Source organism: Novosphingobium sp. (assembly GCF_031417815.1).
Taxonomy (GTDB): domain Bacteria; phylum Pseudomonadota; class Alphaproteobacteria; order Sphingomonadales; family Sphingomonadaceae; genus Novosphingobium.
The window spans coordinates 22,573-46,767 of record NZ_JANOWI010000015.1 but is presented as its reverse complement, the minus strand read 5'-3'; the positions used below and the strand labels follow the sequence as shown (position 1 = coordinate 46,767).

28 protein-coding genes are annotated in these 24,195 nt (G+C 64.4%); 10 read left to right on the top strand and 18 right to left on the bottom strand.

The genetic code is table 11. From position 1 onward, the window contains the following. Positions 1 to 61: 61 nt before the first annotated feature. Positions 62 to 346 (bottom strand): hypothetical protein, encoded by a 285-nt coding sequence (locus tag RMN99_RS03195; protein WP_309621845.1) that lies wholly within the window; start codon positions 344 to 346, stop codon positions 62 to 64. A 186-nt stretch (positions 347 to 532) separates the two neighbouring features. Here RMN99_RS03195 and RMN99_RS03190 point away from each other — a divergent pair, with 186 nt between their 5' ends. From RMN99_RS03190 to RMN99_RS03175, 4 genes are read left to right on the top strand one after another with little or no spacing between them, the layout of a single operon-like run. Beyond that, a complete protein-coding gene (locus RMN99_RS03190) occupies positions 533 to 811 on the top strand; it encodes a DUF2282 domain-containing protein (RefSeq protein WP_309621844.1) in 279 nt (92 codons plus the stop codon). After that, positions 808 to 1,272, top strand: a complete 465-nt coding sequence (locus RMN99_RS03185) for a DoxX family protein (RefSeq protein WP_309621843.1) — start codon at positions 808 to 810, stop codon at positions 1,270 to 1,272. The genes RMN99_RS03190 and RMN99_RS03185 overlap by 4 nt, the downstream gene beginning before the upstream one ends. Further along, the gene (locus RMN99_RS03180; RefSeq protein WP_309621842.1) at positions 1,269 to 1,796 is read left to right on the top strand and encodes a sigma-70 family RNA polymerase sigma factor; all 528 of its coding nucleotides are present in this window, start codon (positions 1,269 to 1,271) and stop codon (positions 1,794 to 1,796) included. The genes RMN99_RS03185 and RMN99_RS03180 overlap by 4 nt, the downstream gene beginning before the upstream one ends. Before the next feature lie 3 nt (positions 1,797 to 1,799). After that, entirely contained in the window at positions 1,800 to 2,444 is a 645-nt protein-coding gene (locus RMN99_RS03175) for a DUF1109 domain-containing protein (RefSeq protein WP_309621841.1), read from the top strand. Between the two features lie 5 nt (positions 2,445 to 2,449). Here RMN99_RS03175 and RMN99_RS03170 read toward each other — a convergent pair whose 3' ends face one another. Next, a complete protein-coding gene (locus RMN99_RS03170) occupies positions 2,450 to 2,863 on the bottom strand; it encodes a DUF1489 domain-containing protein (protein ID WP_309621840.1) in 414 nt (137 codons plus the stop codon). A gap of 4 nt (positions 2,864 to 2,867) precedes the next feature. After that, a complete protein-coding gene (gene mgtE / locus RMN99_RS03165) occupies positions 2,868 to 4,301 on the bottom strand; it encodes a magnesium transporter (protein WP_309621839.1) in 1,434 nt (477 codons plus the stop codon). Between the two features lie 111 nt (positions 4,302 to 4,412). Between mgtE and RMN99_RS03160 the strand changes: the two genes are divergently transcribed. Together RMN99_RS03160 and RMN99_RS03155 are read left to right on the top strand one after the other, a co-directional pair. Then, complete coding sequence (locus tag RMN99_RS03160; RefSeq protein WP_309621838.1) at positions 4,413 to 4,862, top strand: peptidylprolyl isomerase; 450 nt, start codon at positions 4,413 to 4,415, stop codon at positions 4,860 to 4,862. Between the two features lie 65 nt (positions 4,863 to 4,927). Continuing rightward, positions 4,928 to 6,328 (top strand): hypothetical protein, encoded by a 1,401-nt coding sequence (locus RMN99_RS03155; RefSeq protein WP_309621837.1) that lies wholly within the window; start codon positions 4,928 to 4,930, stop codon positions 6,326 to 6,328. A 23-nt stretch (positions 6,329 to 6,351) separates the two neighbouring features. Here the strand turns inward: RMN99_RS03155 and RMN99_RS03150 are convergent, their stop codons facing one another. The 5 genes from RMN99_RS03150 to RMN99_RS03130 are packed head-to-tail and all read right to left on the bottom strand — an operon-like array spanning position 6,352 to position 10,216. Further along, positions 6,352 to 7,236 carry a LysR substrate-binding domain-containing protein gene (locus RMN99_RS03150; protein WP_309621836.1) on the bottom strand — a complete coding sequence of 295 codons (885 nt, stop codon included), beginning with the start codon at positions 7,234 to 7,236 and terminating at the stop codon, positions 6,352 to 6,354. Positions 7,237 to 7,242: 6 nt separating this feature from the next. Then, a complete protein-coding gene (locus tag RMN99_RS03145; RefSeq protein WP_309621835.1) occupies positions 7,243 to 8,139 on the bottom strand; it encodes a hemolysin family protein in 897 nt (298 codons plus the stop codon). A 16-nt stretch (positions 8,140 to 8,155) separates the two neighbouring features. Continuing rightward, a complete protein-coding gene (gene ybeY / locus RMN99_RS03140) occupies positions 8,156 to 8,668 on the bottom strand; it encodes an rRNA maturation RNase YbeY (RefSeq protein WP_309621834.1) in 513 nt (170 codons plus the stop codon). Positions 8,669 to 8,684: 16 nt separating this feature from the next. Beyond that, complete coding sequence (locus RMN99_RS03135; RefSeq protein ID WP_309621833.1) at positions 8,685 to 9,203, bottom strand: hypothetical protein; 519 nt, start codon at positions 9,201 to 9,203, stop codon at positions 8,685 to 8,687. Next, positions 9,200 to 10,216 (bottom strand): PhoH family protein, encoded by a 1,017-nt coding sequence (locus RMN99_RS03130; protein ID WP_309621832.1) that lies wholly within the window; start codon positions 10,214 to 10,216, stop codon positions 9,200 to 9,202. The genes RMN99_RS03135 and RMN99_RS03130 overlap by 4 nt, the downstream gene beginning before the upstream one ends. Before the next feature lie 204 nt (positions 10,217 to 10,420). Between RMN99_RS03130 and RMN99_RS03125 the strand changes: the two genes are divergently transcribed. Next, positions 10,421 to 11,353, top strand: coding sequence for a hypothetical protein (locus RMN99_RS03125; RefSeq protein ID WP_309621831.1), 933 nt, complete (start codon positions 10,421 to 10,423; stop codon positions 11,351 to 11,353). Here RMN99_RS03125 and miaB read toward each other — a convergent pair. From miaB to RMN99_RS03080, 9 genes are all read right to left on the bottom strand, one after another. Further along, positions 11,350 to 12,669: a tRNA (N6-isopentenyl adenosine(37)-C2)-methylthiotransferase MiaB gene (miaB, locus tag RMN99_RS03120; RefSeq protein ID WP_309621830.1), complete on the bottom strand. Its 1,320-nt coding sequence runs from the start codon at positions 12,667 to 12,669 to the stop codon at positions 11,350 to 11,352. The two genes, RMN99_RS03125 and miaB, sit on opposite strands and share 4 nt — an antisense overlap. Positions 12,670 to 12,703: 34 nt before the next feature. Continuing rightward, complete coding sequence (locus RMN99_RS03115; RefSeq protein ID WP_309621829.1) at positions 12,704 to 13,588, bottom strand: lysophospholipid acyltransferase family protein; 885 nt, start codon at positions 13,586 to 13,588, stop codon at positions 12,704 to 12,706. After that, complete coding sequence (locus RMN99_RS03110; protein ID WP_309621828.1) at positions 13,588 to 14,352, bottom strand: lysophospholipid acyltransferase family protein; 765 nt, start codon at positions 14,350 to 14,352, stop codon at positions 13,588 to 13,590. The genes RMN99_RS03115 and RMN99_RS03110 overlap by 1 nt, the downstream gene beginning before the upstream one ends. Before the next feature lie 9 nt (positions 14,353 to 14,361). Next, positions 14,362 to 14,784: a Fur family transcriptional regulator gene (locus tag RMN99_RS03105; RefSeq protein WP_309621827.1), complete on the bottom strand. Its 423-nt coding sequence runs from the start codon at positions 14,782 to 14,784 to the stop codon at positions 14,362 to 14,364. A gap of 106 nt (positions 14,785 to 14,890) precedes the next feature. Then, positions 14,891 to 15,331, bottom strand: a complete 441-nt coding sequence (locus RMN99_RS03100) for a MucR family transcriptional regulator (RefSeq protein WP_309621826.1) — start codon at positions 15,329 to 15,331, stop codon at positions 14,891 to 14,893. Positions 15,332 to 15,526: 195 nt separating this feature from the next. Beyond that, a complete protein-coding gene (locus tag RMN99_RS03095) occupies positions 15,527 to 15,973 on the bottom strand; it encodes a GNAT family N-acetyltransferase (RefSeq protein ID WP_309621825.1) in 447 nt (148 codons plus the stop codon). Beyond that, positions 15,970 to 16,617: a tRNA (adenosine(37)-N6)-threonylcarbamoyltransferase complex dimerization subunit type 1 TsaB gene (tsaB, locus tag RMN99_RS03090; RefSeq protein WP_309621824.1), complete on the bottom strand. Its 648-nt coding sequence runs from the start codon at positions 16,615 to 16,617 to the stop codon at positions 15,970 to 15,972. Before tsaB ends, RMN99_RS03095 begins: the two co-directional genes overlap by 4 nt. Positions 16,618 to 16,635: 18 nt before the next feature. Next, a complete protein-coding gene (locus RMN99_RS03085) occupies positions 16,636 to 17,229 on the bottom strand; it encodes a malonic semialdehyde reductase (protein ID WP_309621823.1) in 594 nt (197 codons plus the stop codon). Between the two features lie 36 nt (positions 17,230 to 17,265). Continuing rightward, positions 17,266 to 17,841: a NifU family protein gene (locus tag RMN99_RS03080; protein ID WP_309621822.1), complete on the bottom strand. Its 576-nt coding sequence runs from the start codon at positions 17,839 to 17,841 to the stop codon at positions 17,266 to 17,268. Positions 17,842 to 18,076: 235 nt separating this feature from the next. Between RMN99_RS03080 and RMN99_RS03075 the strand changes: the two genes are divergently transcribed. The 3 genes from RMN99_RS03075 to RMN99_RS03065 all read left to right on the top strand — a co-directional run bounded on the left by RMN99_RS03075 (position 18,077) and on the right by RMN99_RS03065 (position 23,219). Next, entirely contained in the window at positions 18,077 to 20,923 is a 2,847-nt protein-coding gene (locus RMN99_RS03075; protein ID WP_309621821.1) for an insulinase family protein, read from the top strand. A 117-nt stretch (positions 20,924 to 21,040) separates the two neighbouring features. Continuing rightward, positions 21,041 to 22,414: a class II 3-deoxy-7-phosphoheptulonate synthase gene (locus tag RMN99_RS03070; RefSeq protein ID WP_309621820.1), complete on the top strand. Its 1,374-nt coding sequence runs from the start codon at positions 21,041 to 21,043 to the stop codon at positions 22,412 to 22,414. Between the two features lie 118 nt (positions 22,415 to 22,532). After that, positions 22,533 to 23,219: a spermidine synthase gene (locus RMN99_RS03065; RefSeq protein WP_309621819.1), complete on the top strand. Its 687-nt coding sequence runs from the start codon at positions 22,533 to 22,535 to the stop codon at positions 23,217 to 23,219. Here the strand turns inward: RMN99_RS03065 and RMN99_RS03060 are convergent. Beyond that, complete coding sequence (locus RMN99_RS03060; protein WP_309621818.1) at positions 23,216 to 24,190, bottom strand: quinone oxidoreductase; 975 nt, start codon at positions 24,188 to 24,190, stop codon at positions 23,216 to 23,218. The two genes, RMN99_RS03065 and RMN99_RS03060, sit on opposite strands and share 4 nt — an antisense overlap. Positions 24,191 to 24,195: the final 5 nt, after the last annotated feature.

The window sequence follows — 24,195 nt, the reverse complement described above, 5'->3', positions numbered from 1 at the left end:
CTGGAAAGGATGGCCCGGCCGGCAGAGGGGAGGTAATCCGGCCGGGCCCGTGGGGAAACGATCAGCCGATATCGCCGATGGTTCCGCCGCGCTTCAGGCAGGTCTCGGCGGTCATCGCCTTGAAGCCGTGGCCCTTGCATTCGTTCATGCCCTTGCATTCATGCGCGGTGGTCTTGCAATCGGCGGAGCCCTTGCAGGTGTTGACGCCGTAGCAGTGGATGGTGTCGCTGCTGCTGACGGCACCGCCGCTGCTGCCGGCCGGCGGGGTGGCGGCGCTGGCCAATGCGGCCAAAGCGAAAGCGGCGGCGGTGGCGGCCAGCGTGGTTCCAGTTTTGAGGGTGCTCATACTATGCTCTCCGAAATTCAGTGGTGCCGGGTTGGCATTGGTGAATTCGCCGCTGGTGGTGCGGCGGTTACAGCAGACGCCCGAAAAAATTTCCGGCTTGAAGCTGTAACCGGAGCTCAACTGATGGCGAATTGACCCGTACCTGCCGCAACCGCAGCGGGCCTAACCAATTGCTGAGGAGTTCCCATGAAACCTGCCACGACCGCCGCTGCGATCGCCGCAATCGCCCTGGCCGCGCTGGCCAGCGCGGCCGCCAGCGCGGGCAATGCGCCTGCCCCGCAAATGGAAAAATGCTTCGGCGTGGCCAAGGCCGGCCAGAACGATTGCAAGGCCGGCCCCGGCACCAGCTGCGCCGGGTCCTCGACCCGCGATTATCAGGGCAATGCGTGGAAGCTGGTTGCCAAGGGCACCTGCCTGACCACCAGGACCCCCAAGGGCCACGGCACGCTGGAACCGCAGGCGTGAGCCTTCTGGCTGCACCGCTGAAGCTATACGATACCAGCGTGCAGCGCCTTTCCGGCGCGCTGCTGGCCAGCCTGCTGCTGGTCTTTGTGCGCGTGGTGTTGGGCGGAATCTTCTGGCGCTCGGGCCAGACCAAGGTTGCCGACGGAACCTGGTTTGAGATAACCGAAAGCACCCGCGAACTGTTCCGCAGCGAATATGCCGGGGTTCCGTTGCCGCCTGATATCGCTGCGGTGATGGCCAATGCCGCCGAGCACATTCTGCCGGCATTGCTGCTGGCCGGATTGTTCACCCGGCTTTCCGCGCTTGGCCTGCTGGGAATGACGCTGGTGATCCAGATCTTCGTCTATCCCGAAGAATGGTGGGCGCAACATGCCCTGTGGGCGGCACTGGCATTGGTGCTGGTGCTGCAGGGCGGCGGACTGCTAAGCCTTGACGCGCTGCTTGCGCGGAGGCGTGCTTGATCGCTGATGAAGCCACTTTGACCCGGCTCGCGGGTCTTGCCCAGCGCGGCGACCGGCAGGCCTACGCGGCCTTGCTGGGCGCTGCGCGGGCCTGGCTGCAGCGCTATTTCCGGCGCCGTACCACGCCCTGCCAGATGGACGATCTGGTTCAGGACACGCTGCTGTCGGTGCACCGCAAACTGGCGAGCTTTGATCCCGCGCGGCCGTTTACCCCGTGGCTGGCGGCGATTGCCCGCTTCCGCTTTGTCGACCACTTGCGGCTGGCCTATCGCCGTGCCGAGGACGAACTGAGCGCGGACCATGCCGATAGCCATTCTGACGAGCCCGAAATCACCGCCCGGATCAGTCTGGAGCGCCTGTTTGAACAGCTACCCGATGCGCAGCAACGCGCGATCGAGCTGGTCAAGATCGAAGGCCTCTCGATTGCCGAGGCATCGTTAAGCACCGGCCAGAGCGAAAGTCTGGTCAAGGTCAACATCCACCGAGGCCTGAAACGGCTCTCCGCATTGATCGAAAGGGGCTGATGCATGGCCCAGAATTCTGATGACCTGATCGCCGGGCTGGTCGCCGATCTCAAGCCGGTTCAGCCGCTGCGCCAGGCTCGCGGCATGCAACTGGCGTTGTTGGCGCTGGTCAGCGGAGCGATTGGCATAGCCGCCCTTTCCGGACTGCGCGCAGACCTGCTCGCAGGTCGTCCCGATGCCGTGGCGCTGCTTAGTGCCGGATTGTTTCTGGTGCTGGCGCTGGCCTCAAGCTGGGCGGTTGTCGATATGGCGCGGCCCTATGTCGGGATCCGCCGCGAGGGCTGGGGCTGGACCGCCGTGATGGCGGGGGTGCTGCCCGCCGCCGCGCTGGTGCTGATCCTTGCGGCGTGGCTGCGGGGTGTATCGAGCGGCCTTGCGCTGGATGGCGCAGATTGCCTGCGGCTGGGGCTAGGCTGGGGCCTGCTGACCGCTGCCGCATTGGTGCTGTGGCTGCGGCGCGGTGCGCCAAGCCTGCCTCAACGGGCGGGGTTGTTGGTCGGCGTCGCGGCGGGCGCAGCAGGAATTTTCGCAGTTTCGCTGTACTGCCCGCACAACGATCTGGTGCATATCGGGACGTGGCACGGTCTGACGGTGGTGCTCGCCGGGTTTATTGGCCGCTTGGCGATCCCCCGCCTGATCAGCTGGTAAGCGGCCTAGACCAGCCCGAGCCGCGCCAGATCGGCAGCGAGATTGCCCGGCATGACATCACCAGCCTCCTCGCCCGCGCCCAGATCGATCGGGGCGTCAACGTCTGCCAGATAGCGCCAGCCCTGGTGGGCGCGCTTGGGGCGGGGGTGAAGCGCGATCAGTGTGGTTGAAATAACGATATCGGTCTTGCCGCCTTCGGCCTCCTCGAAGCGCAGGATCGGGCTGCGCATCACCAGCTGGTGTTTGAAGATCCAGAACAGCGAGCCACCGGGCTCATCGCCCGACGGGGTGATTTCGGTGTGGCGTTTGGGCAGATAGCGGGTGGTCAGCCGCGCTTCGGTGCCGCGCGTGGCGAACCAGCTGCGCAGCTCATCCAGCGACTGCGCACCATAGGCCACTTTGGTCAGGTGCAGCGCCATCGGCTCAGCCGACCAGCCCGCTGGCCACCGCGAGGCCAAGGAAGGCGAAGAAGCCCATCGAATCGGTAATCATCGTCACGAACACCGAACTGGCCACCGCCGGATCCTGATCCAGCCGGTCGAGCGTGACGGGGACGATGACGCCGGCCAGCCCGGCGGTGATTATGTTGATCACCACCGCGCTGGCAATCACCACGCCAAGCTTCGGGCTGGCGAAGAAGAACGCCGTGGCGATCCCGATCAGCGCCGCCACGGTCACCCCGTTGAGCACCGCGACGCGCACTTCGCGCCAGATGATCCGCCCGGTGTTGGCACGGGTCAGCTGGTTGGTGGCCAGCGCACGCACCGTCACCGCCATGGTCTGGGTTCCGGCATTGCCGCCGATCGAGGCGACCATCGGCGAAAGCGCGGCCAGCGCCACCAGCTTTTCGATCGCCCCGCCGAAGCTGGCAATGATCGTGGTGCCGACCAGCGCGGTGACGAGGTTCGCGATCAGCCAGCGGACCCGGCTGACATAGCTTTCGCGGATCGGTTCGTTGATATCGCCATCACCCGCGCCCGACAGCAGCAGCACGTCTTCGCCGGCTTCTTCCTGGATGATGTGGACCACATCATCGACCGTGATCTGGCCAACCAGCCGCCCGTCTGCATCAATCACTGCAGCCGAAATCAGGGCGTATTTCTGGAACCTTAGCGCTACTTCTTCCTGATCCATGCCGACCGGGATCAGGGTCTGTTCGCGGGTCATCACATCGGTCAGCGCGATCGAACGCGGGGTCCGCAGGATCCAGCTGAGCGCGCAGCTGCCGACCGGGTGGTGGCGCGCATCGACGATGAACACTTCCCAGAATTCGTTCGCCAGATCGCGCCCGTCGCGCAGGAAATCGATCAGATCGCCCACCGTCATATGTTCGGGCACCGCCACGAAATCACGGCTCATCAGGCGCCCGGCGGTTTCTTCGGGATAGGACAGCGCCGATTCGATCGCGGCGCGGTCCTCGGGCTCCATTTCGGCGAGCACCGCCTGCTGGTCATGCTCGTCGAGGTCTTCAAGCATCGCCACCGCATCATCGGTGTCGAGCTGTTCGGCGATATCGGCCACTTCGCCATGGCTGAGCGATTCGACCAGCAATTCGCGGACGTGGTCGTTGAGCTCGGCGAACACCGCGCTGCCCATCAGGTCGTTGATCGCCTTGGCCAGCGCCGGGCGCTCGTCCGCTTCGACCAGTTCGAACAGATCGGCGACGTCGGCCGGGTGGAGCGGTTCGACCAGTTCGTAAACGCGCTCGTTATCGCCCGCTTCCAGCGCGCCGCGAACCTTGCGGACGAAGTCCTTCTTCAGGGTGTTCTCTTCATCGAGGCTGTCCTCCTGCCGCGCGGCGACGGCGGCATCGCCTGCCGTGTCTGCCTGCGCTTCAAGGAGTTCCTCGGGATTCATGGGGGCCGGTCTAGGCCGGTAAATGTCAAAAGCAACAGGGCAGTCCGGACAGGCGTGACTTTGTCCGCAAGCACCCTATATCGGTGCCGAAATTCTCAGGAGACAACTGCAATGGCCGAATACCTTACCCTTTCACTCAGCTCAGGCGGCGACGTGAAAATCAAGCTGCGTCCCGATCTGGCCCCCGGCCATGTCGAACGGATCGCCGAACTGGCCAGCGAAGGGTTCTACGACGGGGTGAAGTTCCACCGCGTCATCCCCGGCTTCATGGCGCAGGGCGGCTGCCCCGACGGGACCGGCATGGGTGGATCGCCCAAGCCCGATCTGAAAGCCGAATTCAACGATGAGCCGCACGTCCGCGGGGTCTGCTCGATGGCGCGCACCAGCGCGCCGAATTCGGCCAACAGCCAGTTCTTCATCTGCCTCGACGATGCCAATTTCCTTGACCGGCAGTACACCGTGTGGGGCGTGGTCGAAGACGGCATGGAACACGTCGACGCCCTGCCCAAGGGCGAGCCGCCGCGCGAGCCCGGCGTGATCGAAAAGGCAGTTGTGAGCTGACAACCAAAGCTGACCAGCAATGGAGAGCTGAACGGGCCGAGCGTATAGCCCGCAGGCTCTTCATTGTGCTTCCGGCCGTGTTGCTGGGTGGGTTGCTGCTGCGGCCGATACATGACGTCGATATCTTTTGGCAGCTCAGGCTAGGTGAGCTGGCGCTCGATCACGGTAAAATCGTAGCGACCGAGCCGTTTGCCGCGCATCATCTGGGCGAGCCGCTCGCGCCGCTGGCCTGGCTTGGCCAGATTGCAATGGCGGCCGTGCGCCGCCTGGGCGGCTGGTCAATGCTGCAAGTGTTCGATCTTTTGATCTGGCTCGGCGGCTTTCTAGCCGCTGCCATCGCCGTCAGACGCAAACTTGCTGCACCAGCGGGAGTCGTCGCGGCACTCATGTTGGCATTCGCTTCTGCGCTACCGTTCTCCAGCCTGCGTCCGCAAAGCTTTGCCGTGCTGTGCTTTGGCCTGCTGATTGCTTTGCAGACGTCGCAGCGACGCTGGGAAGTCAGACTGCTGTCGGGCGCAGTGCTGCTGGTGCTATGGCAAAATCTCCACCCGTCTGTTGCTGTGGGGGTGCTCTATTTGGCCGCTATGGCTGGATGGGCGTGGATTGAGAAGCTGACAGGCCGGAGCGATCAGGCACCTTGGCAGACCACGGCGCTGGCATTGTTCGGGGGGTTGGCAATTTTTCTGACGCCGATGGGAACCGGGTTCATTGCCATCTCGGCCAGCAACGCTGCCGCCAGCTCGGCGATGGATGTGACCGAATGGCATTCGGTGTGGAGTCCGGTCAATGGGGCGCTCTGGCCGTATCTTGTCCTCGTCCCGATAGTGTTCTTGGTGGTCTTGCTCTTGCACCGGACAAATCTTGACTGGACCTGGCTGTTCCCGAGCCTCGTTCTGCTGATCGCGAGCGCTTTCGTGATTCGATTCAACCTGTTCTGGGCAATATCGACGATCCCAGTGCTTGCGCCAATGTTGACTCCACAAGCCGAAGGAGATCGGACTGCTGATCGTGATTGCGCTTTGGCATTAATTGGCTTTGGCGTGGCGGCATCACTGGCACTTGCCCTTTACCAGCCGCGATTTGACCAATGGCTGCCGCTGCGGGGGGTCGCGACGCTCAAGGCGGCGGCGGTTCACGGCACAGTGTTTGGAGAATTGCCATGGGGAGGGCCGCTGATCGATCGCGGTCATCCCGATTGGCGGGTCGCGCTGGACGGCCGGTACTATGTCTACTCCGATGCCGAACTTTCACTGGCCCGTACTGTCGGCACATCGCCAACAGGTCTGGACCAGATCGAGCGGAGCTGGGCTCCCTCTGCGGTTCTGCTTGATCCCAGATATAGCTCTGCCTTGATCGCTCAACTGCGCCGTGCTTCGGGCACCTGGCGGGAACTCCGCACCGGCGATGCCAGCGTTGCCTTCGTGCGAATCAAGGCATCAGCGCCCGCCGGACCCACAGCACCTTGATCTAGGCGCTGGGCGCTGGCGGCCTAAAGCCCCGCCTTCGATATCCAGTCGTGGAAGATCCGCACACTGCGCATTTCGAGCGCGTGCGGGCGGCAGATGAACCAGTAGGAATAGGGGCTTTCCACCTCGACATCGAACAGTTTGGCGAGGCGCTTGTCATGGCTGCGGCGGAAGTGATCGTCGTGCATCACCGCGATGCCCAGCCCATTGGCGGCGGCTTCGAGGATCAGCTGACCCGAATCGTAATGATCGATCGCGGCCGGCTCAAGATTCGGCAAGCCGATCGCCTTTTTCCACGCCGGGAAACTGTCAGGCAGTTCGGTGTGGATAATGAAGGTCTGCTTCGAGAGCGCGGCCTCGTCCGGATTGGTGCCAATCTCTTCAGCCAGCGCGGCCGAGGTGAAGGCGAACAGCCGGTTGTGATCGAGCCGCACCGCGTGGAAGAACGGATCGGGCTGCTTGGCCAGCACGATCGCCGCATCCAGCGTATCACCCACGCGGTGATCGAGGTGCGGGCTGGTATCGAGATCGATGTGCAGCCGCGGGTGCATTTTGCGCAGTTCGGGCAGCCGCGGGAACAAGCGCTGGGTCCCGAACAGCGGCAGCACGCCCAGATGCAGGCGCAGCACCTTGCTGTCTTCGACCTGACCTTCGACCGCCGCGGCCAGTTCATCAAACCGGGGGCTGACGGCATCGTAGAAGGCCTGGCCCTCGTCGGTCAGCCGCATCGCCTGGTGCTGGCGGGTAAACAGCCGCTTGCCGATGAATTCTTCCAGCGCGGCCACCCGGCGCGACAGAGCCGAGGGTGACAGCCCCAGCTCGTCCGCCGCGGCGCGGGCGCTGCCCAGCCGGACGATCCGCACGAAGGCCTCGATCGCGCGCAGCGGCGGCAGGCGGCGGATTGCCACGGCGCGCTATTCCTCGCGGACTTGCAGGGGCGCCGGCGGGTGTAGGCGCAGGCGGGTGACGCGCTTTTCATCGCCGGCCACCACTTCGAGCATCCAGCCGCTGTCATGGGCCAGCATCGCGCCGACCCCGGGGACGTGACCGGCCAGGACGAAGGCGAGGCCACCCAGCGTATCGACATCTTCCTCGACCGCGCCCAGCCGCGAATCGATCGCCGCGCCGACATCGTCCAGTTCGGCGCGGGCATCGGCTTGCCACATCCCGCCTTCCAGCGGCACCAGCATGGCTTCGGGTTCGTCGTCGTGCTCGTCTTCGATCTCGCCGGTGATTTCCTCGACCAGGTCTTCGAAAGTAATGATCCCGTCGGTGCCCGAATATTCATCGACCACCACCGCCAGATGGACGCGCGATGCGCGCATGTCATTGAGCACATCAAGCGCGCCGCGCGCCTGCGGCACGAACAGCGGCTGGCGCAGCAGGGTGGTCCAGTCCTTGGGCGGCTTGCCCGCGGCGAGCAGTGGAAAGACGTCCTTGATCAAGACCATCCCGATGATTTCATCAAGCGTGTCGGTATAGACCGGCAGCCGCGAATGGCCGTGCTGCGCAAAAGCGGAAACCACTTCGTCCCAGCTCGCGGTGCGCGGAATGGCGATGATCTCGCCGCGCGGGATCGCCACGTCATCGGCGTCGTGTTCGCTGAAATGCAGCAGGTTGCGCAGCATCTGGCGCTCAAGCGGGGAAAGGTCGCCATCGCTTTGCGCCGCGCCATCTTCCTCGTGGTCGTCGATCGCTTCTTCCAGCTGCGCGCGCAGCGACTGGTCCGGCTCGGCCAGGCTTTTCAGGCGGCGAACCATGCTGGCCAGCCAGCTTCTACTGTCTCCGTCTCCGGAAGGTGCCTCGGCCATTGCGCCGCTAAAATCCCTAAGCCTCGTCGTGATCGTCATATGGGTCGGCAATGCCCAGTTGTGCAAGCGCCTTTATTTCGAGCAATTCCATCTCACGGGCTTCGGCGGGGCCGGTTTCGTGGTCGTAACCGGCCAGGTGGAGCAAGCCGTGCAGGATCAGGTGCGCCGTGTGGTGCTCCAGACTGATACCTTTCTGCGCCGCCTCGCGCGCGCAGGTCTCGAAAGCGAGCGCCAGATCGCCGAGCAGTTCGGGCGGGGCGCTTTCTTGCCCCACCCCCCCCAGCGCCAGCAGTTCCGCGCGTTCCAGCATCGGGAACGACAGCACATTGGTCGGCTTGTCCTTGTCGCGCCATTCACGGTTGAGCGCGTGGACATCGGCATCACTGGCAAACAACAGGCTGGCAGAGAGGCGCGGATTGGCCAGTTCGGGCGTTACGCTGGCAGCGGCCAGCGCCGCACGATCGGCCAGCGCCGCCCAATCGGTGGTAGCCGGCCAGGCCGGATCAAGTTCGATATCAAGGCTGGGCATGGCTGGCGGCGGCCGCTCAGCTGGCCGGTTCGATGTACCAGGGGCAGACGTCGAGCGATTCATCGTCCTTCATCGCGTGCTGGAAGCCGATCACATCCTTGCCCTTGCCGCCCCATTCGCGCTTGGCCATGGTGAAGGTAAGGGTGCCGCCGCGGCCATCGTCGATATTTTGCGCGCTCGAATCGGCGCGGCCTTTGCCATTTTCGGCAATCAACGCTTCCTCAATCTCAAAGCACGACATCTTTTTCAGCGGGGCGAAACGGACCATCTGCAGGCCATCGCCAGCGGGATCGAAATAGAATTCGACCCGCACCGGGATTCCCGCTTCGGTGCTCTTGCCAATCGCCAGGCGCTGCAACGGACCAACCCGGTCATCGCGGACATCGGCGATCTGCTGCACACCGGATGTGCGGCCCAGCTGCACGACATCCGCAACCGGCATGCCCCATTTGGTAAAGCGCCAGTCAGCCCCGGCGGCGGCGGGCAGGGAGAGTGCAGCAATCCCGGCAAGCGCCAGCCAGTAACGGTTCTTCATGGTTCATTCCCCTCGTAGGCCTCAACAATCCGCCCCACGATCGGGTGGCGCACCACGTCTGCCACGGTGAAGCGGGTGATCGCAATTCCCTCCACGCCGTCGAGCCGGGCGACGGCATCGTTGAGCCCGCTCATCGCCGGGCCGCCGGGAATATCGACCTGCTTGGGATCGCCGCAGACCACCATCCGGCTGTTCTGGCCAAACCGGGTGAGGAACATCTTCATCTGCTCGCGCGAGGTGTTCTGCGCTTCATCGAGGATGATGAAGCTGTCGGCCAGGGTGCGTCCGCGCATGAAGGCGATCGGCGCGATCTCGATCTCGCCGCTGGCCAGCCGCCGCTCGACCTGTTCGGGCGGCATGCAATCATACAGCGCATCGTAGAGCGGGCGCAGGTAGGGATCGACCTTTTCCTTCATGTCGCCGGGCAGGAACCCCAGCCGTTCACCCGCCTCGACCGCCGGGCGGCTGAGGATCAGGCGCTGGACCGAGCCGGTGATCAGTTGCGAGACCGCCTGCGCCACCGCGACATAGGTCTTGCCGGTGCCGGCCGGACCGAGCGCGAAGATCATGTCCTGCGATGCCAGCGCACGCATGTATTCGATCTGCATGGCGCTGCGCGGGACGATGGTTTTCTTGCGGGTGCGGATCATGATCGGCGGCGAACCATCGTCGCCCGAGACGATCCCTTCGAGGGTAGGTTCGGCTGACATCATGATGATTGCTTCGACCGCGCCGGAATCAAGATCCTGCCCTTGCAGCAGCCGCTGGTGCATCGCTTTGAGCACATCGCGGGCGCGGGCCACGCCGTCTTCGCCGCCTTCGATCTGGACCCGGTTGCCGCGCGCCGAGATGAACACCCCCAGCCGGTTCTCGATCAGCACCAGATTGGCATCGAACTGTCCGAACAGCGCACCCAGCACGGTCGCTTCTTCGAACTCGAGTTCGGCCCGGGCGCGTTGCGGGGCGGGGCGAGTGGGCGCCTCATGATAGGCGCGGGCTGGTTTGCGAGCCATGGGGGCTGGGAATGCGCTCCTTTCGTCGGGCCGGACTGGCCGTCGAGTCGTAAGCTTAAGCATGGCACGGCGCGGCGCAAGGCAGTTGGTGAAAGCGGCTTGGGAAAAACAGTGGGCCGATCCATTTGGACGCTCGTCGATGGCGGATTGACCCTCTGGCGGGTCCGAAATACTTCGACCAGCCAGTTGGATGGATGTAATCGCATGAAAATGAATGCTTTGCTGGTGCGGATTTCGTTAGCGGCGCTGCCGCTGGTGCTGATGGGCGAAAGCGCCGCACTGGCGCAGGCCGATGCCCAGCTTTCGGCGTCCGACGAGCCAGCCACGATCACCGTGACCGGCAATCGCGAAAAGCGGGCCGAAGCGGCAGCAAACCAGGCCAAGGCAATCACCCCGAAGCCGTCGGGCGATGTGCCGCTGCCGCGCCACTATGCGCCGCTGTGCGTGGTCACCTTCGGGATCGATCCCAATTACGGCGAAGTGCTGGCCCAGCGCGTGACCGACAACGCCCGGTTGCTGGGGCTGGCGGTGGGTGGGCCCAAGTGTTCGCCCAACGTGTGGATCGGCTTTGTCCAGAACAGCAAAGCCGAAGTGGCGAAATTGCGCCGGACCAGCCCCGAAATGTTCGCCGGGCTGAAACAGTTCGAGATTGACCGGATCTTTGGCGGCAGCGGCGCGGCACAAGTGTGGAATTCGACCGAACAGCGCAGCCTCGATGGCAAGCCGATCGCGTACATGACGATCAATGGCCGTGCGGTGAAGATGAACCCGCAGTACCAGGCCGGCCGCCTGGTCTCGCCCGTGCGCACCGATATCAACGGTTCGCTGGTGATTTTCGACCTTGCCCGGGCCAATGGTCTGACCCTGCAGCAACTGGCTGACTATGCAACCATGCGGATCCTCGCGCCGGTGCAGGATATCGCCAAGGTCGAACCCGGTACTGTCGCTTCGATCCTGACGCTGTTTGCCGTGGACAGCGACCGGCCCGATGGGCTGACCGAATTTGACTGGGCCTATCTCTCGGCGCTTTACCGGCTCGACCGCGGTGCCAAGGCTGCGGCGGTGCACGATGCGACCGAAAAGGCGATGCTTGACGGGACGGCCACTGCGCTCAGCGAAAAGGCCAACGCCGACTAAAGCAGCCGCCCGGCCAGCGAATTGGCGCCGGCTTCGATCAGTTCGACTTCGACCAGATCGCCGATGCCGACATCGGCAGTGAAGTGTACCGATTGCAGCCACGGCGATTTGCCCAGCCACTGGCCCGGCAGCTTGCCCTTGCGTTCGACCAGCACCGCGCAGCGTTTACCCAGCGAGGCCTGGTTGAAGGCCAGCTGACCGACATTGAGCGCGGCTTGCAGGCGCTGCAAACGCTCATCCATCACCGCCGGGGCAATCTGATCGGGCATCGTCGCGGCGGGAGTGCCGGGGCGGGGAGAATACTTGAAACTGAAGCACTGGGCATAGCCGACCGCTTCGACCAGCCTGACGGTATCCGCGAACTCGGCCTCGGTCTCACCCGGAAAGCCGACGATGAAATCGCCCGATAGCGCGATATCGGGCCGCACCGCGCGGACCCTTTCGAGCACCGCGAGATAGCTTGCCACGCTGTGGCTGCGGTTCATCGCCCTCAGCACCCGGTCGCTGCCGGACTGCACCGGCAGGTGCAGGAATGGCATCAGCTTGCCGACGTCGCGGTGCGCTTCGATCAGCCCCTCGGTCATGTCGTTCGGGTGGCTGGTGGTATAGCGGATCCGCGCCAGCCCCGGCAGCTGGGCCAAAGCCTCGATCAGCCGCTCCAGCCCCCGCCCAGCGCCGTCGCGCCAGGCGTTGACGTTCTGACCAAGCAGCGTGATCTCGCGCGCACCGGCATCGACCAACCTCTGCGCTTCATCCACCAAATCGCTGAACGGGCGAGAAACTTCTGCGCCGCGGGTATAGGGCACGACGCAATAGGTGCAGAACTTGTCGCAGCCTTCCTGCACCGTCAGGAAGGCGCTGGGGCCAACCTTGCGCCGCGCCGGCAGGGCGCCAAACTTCATCTCGGCCGGCATGTCGGTATCGACCGCGCGCTTGCCCTGAACCGCATCGGCGATCAGCGCTGGCAAGCGGTGATAGGCCTGCGGGCCGACCACAATTCCGACCGCCGGGGCGCGCGCCATGATCTCCTCACCCTCAGCCTGGGCGACGCAGCCGGCCACCGCGATCAAGGGCGCGGTGCCATCCTTGCGGCGCCAGTCCTTGACGATCCGGCCGATGTCGGAATAGACCTTCTCGGCCGCCTTTTCGCGGATGTGGCAGGTGTTGAGCACCACCAGATCGGCCTCTTCGCCGGCCGGAGCGGGGGCAATGCCCTGCGCGGTCAGCAATTCGGCCATCCGTTCGCCGTCATAGACGTTCATCTGGCAGCCGAAGCTTTTGACGCGGTAGGTGCGGGGAGGTGGGGACGCGGGCATGGGTTGGGGCCTATAGCGGCGCGCGCCGGTTTGTTCAAACTTCCTGCTGTGGCGCCACATAGCCGACCATCGGCAGGTCATAACGGAACGGACGCAGCGGCTTGCCCAGCGATTGGATCAGCCGCGCCTCGATCACCTCACGCGCGCGCGCCGCGATCCGCTTGCGTCCGGGGAAGTCGTGCGGATCAAACGGATCGAGGAAATGGACGTGAACCGTGAACGTCCCGGGCCGGGCAAAGATCCGCCGCGCATTGGCGATCCCGGTTTCCTGGTCCATCCAGCCGATCCATTCGGCCACGGCCCCGTAATCGATCACGATCGGCTGCACCAGCATGCCCGGCGGCGGCGGTTCGAGCACCGAGATCATGCTGGTCTTGAACGGCAGCAGCGAATGGCCATCGGTAACCGTGCCTTCGGGGAAGATTATCACCGACCAGGTATCGGCCACCGCCTCGCGCAGGGCGTTGATCGTTTCTGCGATATCCATCTTGGCGCCGCGGCGCGTAAAGACCGTGCGGTTGAGCCGCGCCATCCAGCCGAGCATGAACATGTCGGCAATCTCGGCCCGGCTGACAAAGGCCGATCCGGTGATCCCGCCCAGCACCGGAATATCGAACCATGACACGTGGTTGGGCATGAAGAACACGTCGCGCTTCAGCGGGGTGCCATGCACTTGCACCCGCGCCCCGATCACCCAGGCCGCCCAGCGCAGGAAATACATCGGAAAGGGCGAGCCGTATTTGATCAGCCGGAACAGGTAATGCAGCGGCACGATCACCAGCATGGCGAGCGCCAGCAGCGCCGAACGGCCCCAGATCCGCAAGGTCCCCGCCAGCCCCAACGGCAACGGCGTGCCGGCGGCATGGATCGGGATTGCTGCGAGGCTGTCGAAGCGGGGGGTGTTCGCGCTGGCGGGCATCAGACGCCGGCCATTTCGCGCTGGATCGCCGCGCGCGCGGCCTGGGCGATGGTCTTGCGGTTTTCGAGCGCGGCGCCAGTCAGCGGCGGCAGGAACTTTACCCGGACCGCAATCGGCCTGCGCCGCGCCAAGATGCGCAGGAAATTGTCGAGCCCGTGTTCCTCGCCAACCCAGGCGAGGGCGGCGGCTTCGACGCCGTAATCGATCAGCACCGGCTGGATCGCAACACCCGGCGGCAAGGGTTCAAACGCCGCAAGCAGCGAGCTTTTGAACGGAAGCAGCGCGGTGCCATCGCTGGTGGTGGCTTCGGGAAAGATCGTCAGCGCGTGGGTATCGTCCATCGCATGGCGGACCTGGCGGGCCTGTTCGGCCACGCTGGTGCGGTCGTAGCGGGCGACGAACACGGTGTCGTTCATCTTGCACAGCCATTTCAGCAGCGGCATCGCTGCCAGCCCATCGTGGCCGACGAAGGCGCTGCCGGTGATCCAGCTGATCGCCGGAATATCGATCCAGCTGACATGGTTGGCGATCAGGAACACCGGCCCGGCCGGGCGCTGCCCTTCGGCGGTGATTTCGACCCCGGAAATCAGGGCAACGCCGCCCAGGAACACCCGCGGCCAGTGATTGGCCGTGCCGAACAGGCGGTAGATGTAATGAAACGGTATGCAGATCAGCAGCAACAGCGCCATGGCGGCAATCTGCAGCGCAATCTTCAGCCACGCCCTTGCCGAAAGGGTGCGCGGCATGGTCAGCGCGGATGGCACGGGCCTGCCCTAATCCTTGCGGCCCAGCCGCACACCGAAAAGCTCCATGCGGTGATCGACCAGGCGGTAGCCCAGCCGTTCGGCAATTTCGCGTTGCAAGGCTTCCAGTTCGGGATCGACGAATTCGATCACTTTGCCGGTTTCGACATCGATCAGGTGATCGTGGTGCGCCTCTGGTGCGGCTTCATAGCGCGAGCGGCCATCGCCGAAATCATGACGATCGAGGATCCCGGCCTCTTCGAACAGGCGCACGGTGCGATAGACCGTGGCGATCGAGATTTTTGGGTCGATTGCGGCGGCGCGGGCGTGGACCGCTTCGACATCGGGATGGTCATCGGCTTCGGACAGCACGCGGGCAATGATCCGGCGTTGCTCGGTGATGCGCAAGCCGCGCTCGGCACATAGTGCTTCCAGATCGATTGGCTGATGCACGCTGACAAACCACCTTAAAGAGAAACGCCCCGCCGATCATAGAGCGGCAGGGCGATTCTTCAATTGTTCTTGCAGGGAAGGGCCGCAGCGCCTTTCCTGTCAGCGCTTACGCAACCTTGGGCTTGCGGCCGCGCTTCACCCCGGGCTTGCGACCAAGGCCGATCTTCTTGGCCAGTTCGCGGCGCTTTTCGGCATAGGCGGGGGCAACCATCGGATAGTCGGCGGGCAGGCTCCAGCGCGCACGGTACTGATCCGGGGTAAGGTTGTAATGCGTCATCAGGTGGCGCTTGAGCATCTTGAGCTTCTTGCCGTCTTCAAGGCAGACGATGTATTCCGTCTTGACCGAGGAACGGATCGAAACCGCCGGTTCGGGCAGCTTTTCTTCGACCACAACCGCGCGGCCAAGCCCGGCAAGCGCGCCAAAGACGTTGCTGATCAGTGTGGAAACGTCCTCAACCGAGACCGAATTGTTGCTGACATGCGCAGCGACAATGTCCGAGGTGAGGGTGATAAGCATTTCATTGGTATCGTCCTGGGTTGCATCCATGACCATATCCTTTCTTTAGTTGAACGGCGACCCACTGTTCTTGTTGTTGTTTCGCCCGTCTTGCGTACGGGCACCCATTCGCTAGGCCGATTCGCTTCGAGGAGCAAGGGTAAGGTGGCAATTTACCACCTTTCTGGCAGAATATTCAGGTCAATTATCAGGCAGTAATGATCGCCGAGATACTTCAAGGCGTCGTCAGTCGAGCACCTTGGCAAAGGTAATGGCATCACTGCGCAGGCCGCCAGCCAACTTGTAATAGTCTTTTCGCGCGCCAACCGGCGTGAAGCCGTAGTGCCGGTAGAGTTCTTCAGCGGGGTTGGTATCGCGCATTTCCAGCAACAGCCGCTGCGCGCCAAGCGCGCGCGCGGCGGCTTCGAACTGATCCAGCAGGCGCAGGCCATGGCCGCGGCGGCGGTGCTGCGGCGCAACCGCCAGCAGCAACAGTTCAACGTCGCCAAAGCCATTGCGGGCAAGATAGAACCCGGTGCAGGCATCGCCGGCCATGGCCAGGCCATAGTGGCAACTGCCGACCAGCAGCGCTTCTTCGACCTGGCGGCGGGACCAGGCCTCACCAAAAGCCGGATCGAACGCGGTTTCCATGACCGTAATGATCCGATCGACATCGTCACCGGGCGGGATCATCGGTTCGCGGCCGGCAGCTGCGCATCGGGTGCGCGGCCATAAAGCGGGATCAGCTTGCTGGTCAGCAGTCCGCCAGGAATCTGCCAGGCGCGCGCCGCATCGGGCATAACATCAAACGCCTTGCCCGATCCGCGCCGTTCGACAAATTCTGCTGCGCGCGATCCGACGACGATGTCCTGATCAAAGTGCGAAACCGCCGCATCGGGCGACATGGTGCGGCAGGGCCCGGCCGGTTCCCGCGCGGCATTGAACGGCTGCAGGAACCATTCGCCATGCCCGCCTTCCATGCAGACCAGCACGTCGGCAGCGCCGTCCTCGATCCGGCCATCGACCACCGCGCCCCAGTGATCGTTGGTGGCAGCAACAAGCGCAAGGGTCGGGAAGCCAAGACATTCGGCTTTCCAGGCCAGCGCCAGTGCGCGCGCCGCGGCAAGGCCGACGCGGATTCCGGTGAAGCTGCCGGGCCCAAGCGAGACGAGAATGCGCTCTGCCCTGCCTTTGCCGGGCAGCGCCGCGATCATCGGTACCAGGGCTTCGGCATGGCCGCGGCCCATCCGCCGGCCTTCCCCGGCCAGCAGGGAACAGCCTTCGAACAGGGCGACCGAACAGGCCGCGGTCGCGCATTCGATTGCCAGCGTGCGCATAGCGCCCTTCTTACATCCCTATGCGATGGAGTTGAAAGTGCCGAAATCGGGGCGCGGGCTGCGCGCGAAGATCGACGCCGGATCGCCATAGCCCAGTGTGCAGATGAAATTGCTTTTCACCGCAGGCTGGCCGGCAAAGAACGCGGCATCGACAGCAGCGTTGTTGAACCCCGACATCGCCCCGGTATCCAGCCCCAGCGCCCGGGCGGCAAGGATGAAATAGGCACCCTGCAGGCTCGAATTGCGCATCGCGGATACTTCGCGCAGCGGCACGTTGCCATCGAACCAGGCCTTGGCATCGGCATGCGGGAACAGCCACGGCAGCTGTTCGTGGTAATCGATGTCCATCCCGATAATCACGGTGACCGGCGCCGTCAGCACCTTTTCGGCGTTGGCCGGCAGGCAGCAGGCGGCCAGCCGCTGCTTGGCATCCTGGCTGGTGCACCAGACCAGCCGCGCGGGCAGCATGTTGGCCGATGTCGGCCCCATCTTCATCAGATCCCAGATCGCGGTGAGCTGTTCGGTGGTTACCGGCTTGTCGCGGTAACCGTTGTAAGTGCGGGCCGTGCGGAACAACTGATCGAGCGCGGCATCGTCAAGCGGCTGGGACATCACGGACTCCGGATTTTGGAAGCGGGTAAGGCGCGGTCAAGCCGCGCGCACTTCGCTCACTTCGGGCACGTAATGCTTGAGCAGCGACTCGATCCCGTTCTTGAGCGTGGCGGTGGAGCTGGGGCAGCCGGCGCAGGCCCCCTGCATGGTCAGGTAGACCACGCCCTCGCGAAAACCGCGATAGATGATATCGCCGCCATCGCCGGCCACGGCGGGACGCACGCGGGTTTCGATCAGTTCCTTGATCTGGACGATGATATCCGCGTGGGCGGGATCATCGCCAAAGTCTTCGTCTTCGGCGGGGACCGCGATGCCGCTGGCATCGGGCGCGTTGAACAACGGGGCCTGGCTGACAAAATGATCGAGCAGGATCGCCACCACTTGCGGCTTCAGCGCTGACCAATCGGTGCCCTGCGCAGCGCTGACCGAGACGAAATCGCGGCCGAAGAACACGCCGGTCACATCGCCAAGATCAAACAGTGCGCCCGCCAGCGGGGACGCAGCGGCATCAATTTCGTCGCGGAAATCGCGGGTCCCGGCGGGCATCACCTGCTGCCCCGGCAGGAACTTCAAGGTGGCAGGATTTGGCGTCGTTTCGGTTTCAATGAACATGGTGACTTCAATGTAGGCGCAGTGCGGGCAGGGTCAAGGCCGGTGGCCCGCAGATAGCGTGCCCCGAATTGCCCGATATTCACTAGCGATACACACTTTCGCTGCCTATAGTCCGCCCCCTATGCTGCCCAAAACCCGGCCTGCGCGCCTTTTCGCCCTTGCTCTCACCTCACTTGCCGTTCTTGCTGGTCCGGCGCTGGACGCTGCGACCGCACCGGCCAGGAAGCGCGCGCCTGTGCCGGTCAGCGCTCCGGCGCCCAAGGTCGATCCCAACACCCCCTGGCTCTACCGCGGCAGCGATATCCCGCCCGACAGCGAATGGTCCTTTGGCGAACTGAGCAACGGGGTGCGCTATGCCGTGCGCCGCAACGGCGTGCCGCCCGATCAGGTTTCGATCCGGATTCGCATGGATGTCGGCTCGATGTATGAATTGCCGAGCGAAATGGGCTTTTCGCACTTGCTGGAACATATGGTCTTCCGCCAGTCGAAGTATCTCGGCGATGGCGAGGCGATCCCCACCTGGCAGCGCTTGGGCGCAGCCTTTGGCACCGATACCAACGCGCAGACCGGACCGCTCAGCACCACCTTCAAGCTCGATCTGCCAAATGCGACCTCCAGTTCGGTCGATACCAGCATCAAGCTGCTGTCAGGCATGATGATCGCGCCGACGCTGTCGGCTGACAATGTCGCCAAGGACGTGCCGATCGTGCTGGCGGAAAAGCGCGAAGGCGGGGGTACCGCGGAACGCGTGTTCGATCAGACCCAGGGAGTGCTGTTTGCCGGGCAGAAGTTTGGCTCGCGCCCGGTGATCGGCACCGAAAAGACGCTGCTGGGCGCCACTTCGGAATCGGTCCGCGCGTTCCATCGCCGCTGGTACCGGCCTGAAAATGCGGTGATCATTGTTGCGGGTGATATTTCGCCGGCGGTGATGGAAGCCGCGATCAAGAAGTATTTCGGCGAGTGGAAGGTTGATGGCCCGCGCACGCCCGAACCGCCGTTTGGCAATCCGCTTGCCCCCAAGGGTGCCAAAGGGCTGGCCCCGGTTGGCCAGACCCGGGTGATCGTTGAACCCGATCTGCCGCGCTCGATCACCTATGCGATCATGCGGCCGTGGCGTCCGGTGCAAGATACGATGGCCTACAACCAGGGCAACATGCTCGATGCGCTGGCCGCTGCGATCATCAACCGCCGCCTGGAAGCGCGCGCGCGCGCCGGGGGCAGCTTCCTGGTTGCCCAGGTCGGGCGCGAGAAGGTGCAGCGTTCGGCGGATATGACGATAATTGCGATCACGCCCTTGGGCAGCGACTGGAAATCGGCGCTGGCCGATACCCGTGCGGTGATCGCCGATGCGATGTTCAAAGCGCCGACCCAGGAGGAAATTGACCGCGAGGTAAAGGAATTCGCGGTTGCCTATGAAAGCTCGGTCGAACAGCGCCGCCTGCAATCGGGTGCGCGGCTGGCCGATGATATGGTCGCCGCGCTCGATATCCGCGAAACGGTGGCTTCGCCCGAAGTGATCCAGAAGATCTTCCTCGGCGCGATCCCTACCTTCACCCCGGCCAACATTCTGGGCCGGACCAAGACGATGTTCCGCGGCACGGTGACCCGCGGGGTCTATATCACCCCGGCGGCCAGCGAGGCGACCGCACCGGCGCTGAAGCTGGCGCTGTCAGCGCCAGTAACCGCCAACGGCAATGCACGGGTTGATGCCAAACCGATCGACTTTGCCAGCCTGCCGCCCATCGGCGCGGCGCAGCAACCGGTTGCCGCGCGCGAAACCGGCGTGCTCGAAATCGAGCAGGTCGATTACGCCAATGGCGTCAAGGTGCTGCTATGGCCCACCACCAACGAACCGGGCCGGGTGACGCTGAAAGTGCGGTTCGGTGCGGGCTACCGCGCGTTCAACGCGCAAAGCGCGCCATACGCCACGCTGGGCAACCTTGCGCTGGTCAGCTCGGGCGTCGGCACGCTTGATCAGGAATCGATCGACAAGGCGATGACCGGGCGCAAGATGGGCTGGGATTTCGAGATCGCGGACGGCTATTTCAGCTTCGGGGCCGATACCCGCAGCAGCGATCTGCAGGATCAGCTCTATCTGTTCGCCAACAAGTTCATCAATCCGCGCTGGGATGCCAATCCGGTGCTGCGCGCGCAGGCCGCTTCCAAACTGAGCTATGACAACTACGCGACCAGCCCCAACGGTGTGCTGGAACGTGACCTCAACTACTACGCCCGCGGCAAGGATCCGGCGCTGCGCACGCCGACGCCGCAGGATATCGCGGCCACTTCGGCCGATGGATTCCGTGCCGTGTGGGAACCGATCCTCAAGCAGGGCCCGATCGAGATTCAGCTGTTCGGCGATTTCAAGCGCGACGAAGCGCTGGCCGCGATCTCGAAGACGTTCGGTGCCTTGCCGGCGCGCGGCGAACTGCCGCCGGGCACCGCCCCGGCCAAGGCGCGGACGCTGCCGGCCTCGCTCGATCCGGTGGTGCTCTATCACCGCGGCGACAAGGATCAGGCCGCAGCGATCATCGCCTGGCCAACCGGCGGCGGGATCGCCGGCATCCACGAAAGCCGCCAGCTTGAAATCCTGACCCAGATCATGTCGAACCGCGTGCTCGACAAGGTCCGCGAACGGATGGGCCAGTCCTATTCGCCCCAGGCGGTGAGTGACTGGCCGGTCGATCTTGACGGCGGCGGCAAGATCATGGTGCTGGCGCAGATGAAGCCTGAATTGGTGCCGGTGTTCTTCGAAGTGGCCGATGAAATTGCGGCAGACCTGATCGCCAACCCGGTCAGCGCGGACGAGCTGGAACGGGTGACCGAACCGCTCAAGCAACAGCTGACCCGTGCAGTCACCGGCAGCAACGGCTTTATCATGTACCTGATCGAAGGCGCGACGCAGGATCCGGCCCGGTACGGCGTGGTGCGCTCGCTGCTCAGCGATTACACCGTGACCACGCCTGAAAAGATGCAGGCGCTGGCGGCCAAGTATCTGGTGCGCGGCAACAGCTGGCGCCTGGCGGTGATCCCGCAGGGGCAAACGCTGGGCACGCGGACATCTGCGGTAAGCGGTCGGTGAACCCGGGCGCAATCGCGAAATAAAGTTTCGCGATTGCGCCGTTCGGCTTTGTGAGCTTTTGCATTTCGCACCATGCAGCGCTATGGCGCGCGCTTTCACGCCTGAGGAGCATGTGACGTGGCGAGCAACTGGACCCCCGAAAGCTGGCAGGCCAAGGAAGCGCGGCATCTGCCGAGCTATCCCGATACTGCAGCCCTTGAACGGGTAACCGGTACGCTCGGCAACTTTCCGCCGCTGGTTTTCGCGGGTGAGGCACGCGCGTTGAAAGCGGACCTGGCCGAAGTGGCGCAGGGCCGCGGGTTCCTGCTGCAGGGCGGGGACTGCGCCGAAAGCTTTGCCGAATTTCACCCCAACAATATCCGCGATACCTTCCGCGTGCTGCTGCAGATGGCGGTGGTGCTGACCTATGCCGGCAAGCAGCCGGTGATCAAGGTTGGCCGGATGGCCGGGCAGTTTTCCAAGCCGCGCTCGTCGCCGGTCGAGGTGCAGGACGGGGTCGAACTGCCAAGCTATCTGGGCGACAATATCAACGGGATCGAGTTCACCCCGGAGGCGCGCATCCCCGACCCGCAGCGGCTGCTGCAGGGCTATTCGCAAAGCGCCGCGACGCTCAACCTGCTGCGCGCCTTTTCAACCGGCGGCTATGCCAACTTGCGTCAGGTGCACCAGTGGACGCTCGATTTCATGGGCCGCAGCCCGTGGGCCGACAAGTTCGCTGAAGTGTCGAACCGGATCGGTGAGGCGCTCGATTTCATGGCGGCCTGCGGGATCGATCCGCAAACCGTGCCGCAGCTGCAAGGAACCAGCTTCTATACCAGCCACGAAGCGCTGCACCTGGCCTATGAAACCGCGATGACCCGGCAGGATTCGCTGACCGGCGATTGGTACGATTGCTCGGCGCACATGCTGTGGATCGGCGACCGGACCCGGTTTGAGGGATCGGCGCATGTCGAATTCCTGCGCGGGGTCGGCAATCCGCTGGGCTTCAAGTGCGGGCCGTCGCTGGCCCCGGATGAATTGCTGCGCCAGCTCGATGTGCTCAATCCGGGGCGCGAGGCCGGGCGGATCACGCTGATCACCCGGTTCGGCGATGACAAGGTCGAAGCCGGTCTGCCCGCGCTGGTCCGCGCGGTGAAGCGCGAAGGGCACCCGGTGGTGTGGAGCTGTGATCCGATGCACGGCAACGTGATCAAGGCCAGTTCGGGCTACAAGACCCGGCCGTTCGACCGGATCCTGAACGAAGTGCGCGGGTTCTTCGCGGTGCACCGCGCCGAAGGCACCCATGCCGGCGGGATCCATATCGAAATGACCGGCCAGGACGTGACCGAATGCATGGGCGGCGCGGTCGCGATCAGCAGCGAAGGGCTGGGCGACCGCTATCACACCCACTGCGATCCGCGCTTGAACGCGGCGCAATCACTCGAACTGGCGTTCCTTTTGGCCGACATGCTCAACGCCGAGGCTGTGGACCGCGCAGCCCGCGCGGCGTGATCATTCTCAACACTTTGCCTTTTCTCCCCGCCCCGTTGGGGAGGGGCCGGGGGTGGGGGTTCGACGCCAGCGTGGTCCCCTCACCCCAACCCCTCCGCAATGGGGAGGGGCTCACATAGTGCTGACCCGCGAACTCATCGGCACCGCGCAAGTCCCCGACGGCGGTCAACTCAAGCTGTTCGCCCACGGCCGCGATTTCATGATCGTGATGGGCCACAACGAACTGATGAGCACGCGGCTGCGCGGTTCGGAAGAAGCGCTGGCAACGATGACGCTTGAGCGGCTGCCCGGTCGCACCGCGCCGCGGCTGCTGATCGGCGGCTATGGCATGGGCTTCACTTTGCGCGCGGCGCTCGCCAATCTGGGCCCCAAGGCGCAGGTCACCGTGGCCGAACTGGTGCCCGAGATCATCGCATGGGCCAACGGGCCGATGGCGCAGATCGAAGCCGGCAGCCTCAGCGATCCGCGCGTCAAGCTGGTGATGGGCGATGTCGCCGAAGCGATCCTGCTCGCCCCCGAGCCGCTCGATGCGATCCTGCTCGATGTCGATAACGGCCCTGATGGGCTGGTCCGCGACGACAACAAGCGGCTCTATTCCAAGGCCGGCCTGCACAATGCCCGCCGTGCGCTTGGCCCTGGCGGCCTGCTCGCGGTGTGGTCGGCGTTCCCCGATCCCAAGTTCCGGCGCCGGATGGAAGAGGTCGGCTACGATGTCGAAGAAGTCGTCGTGCGCGCCCGGGTCGACAAGGAGGGCAAAGGCAAGGGCCCGCGCCACGTCATCTGGTTCGCGCGGGTTACGGATTAGGGCAGCAGCAGCGTCGATCCTGTGGTCAGCCGCGCTTCAAGATCGCGGTGGGCCTGCGCGGCTTGCATCAGGGGATAGGTCTGGCCGATGTTGACGCTCAGCATGCCGCTGCCGACCATCGCCCACAGCTTGGCCGCGCCCGTCAGCGCTTCGGCCGGTTCGCGGTAATAGTCGAACAGCGTCATGCGGGTGACGAACAGCGACCCGTTTTGGGCCAATACGCCCAGGTTCACGCCTGTAACCGGCCCGCTGGCATTGCCGAAGCTGACAATCGTCCCGCGCCGCCGCACCGATTTGAGCGAGGCTTCCCAGGTTGCCGCGCCAACCCCGTCATAGCTGACCGCAACGCCCACGCCATCGGTGGCCGCGCGGACCTTGCCGGCCAGATCGGGATCGGCCGAGAGGAACACCAGTTCCGCCCCGGCTTTGGTGGCCAGCTCAATTTTTTCTTCGCTGCCGACGGTGCCGATCACCCGCACGCCGCGCGCTTTGAGCCACTGGACCAGCAACTGGCCCACGCCGCCCGCCGCCGCCGGAACCAGCGCCCATTCGCCCGCCGACAACGGTGCGCAGCGTTCGGCCAGGGCCTCGACCGTTGCGCCTTTGAGGAACACCGCGGCGGCGGTCTGGCTGTTTATGCCTTCAGGCAGCGGGAAATACTGCGTCGCCGGTGCAATCCGCGCGCTGGCGTAAGCCCCGAGCGCGCCAAAAGTCACCGCGCGCTGGCCGACCTTGAGGTGCTGCACCCCTTCGCCCACCGCCTCGACTACACCCGCAGCTTCCATCCCAAGCCCGCTGGGCATGGCAGCAGGGTACAGCCCGGTGCGGAAATAGGTGTCGATGTAGTTGAGGCCGACCGCTTCGTGCCGGATCAGCACTTCGCCCGGGCCGGGGGCGGGCAGGTCGATCGTGTGCCACTGGATCACTTCGGGGCCGCCGGTCTGTTCGATATAGGCCTGGGTCGCGCGCATGGGAA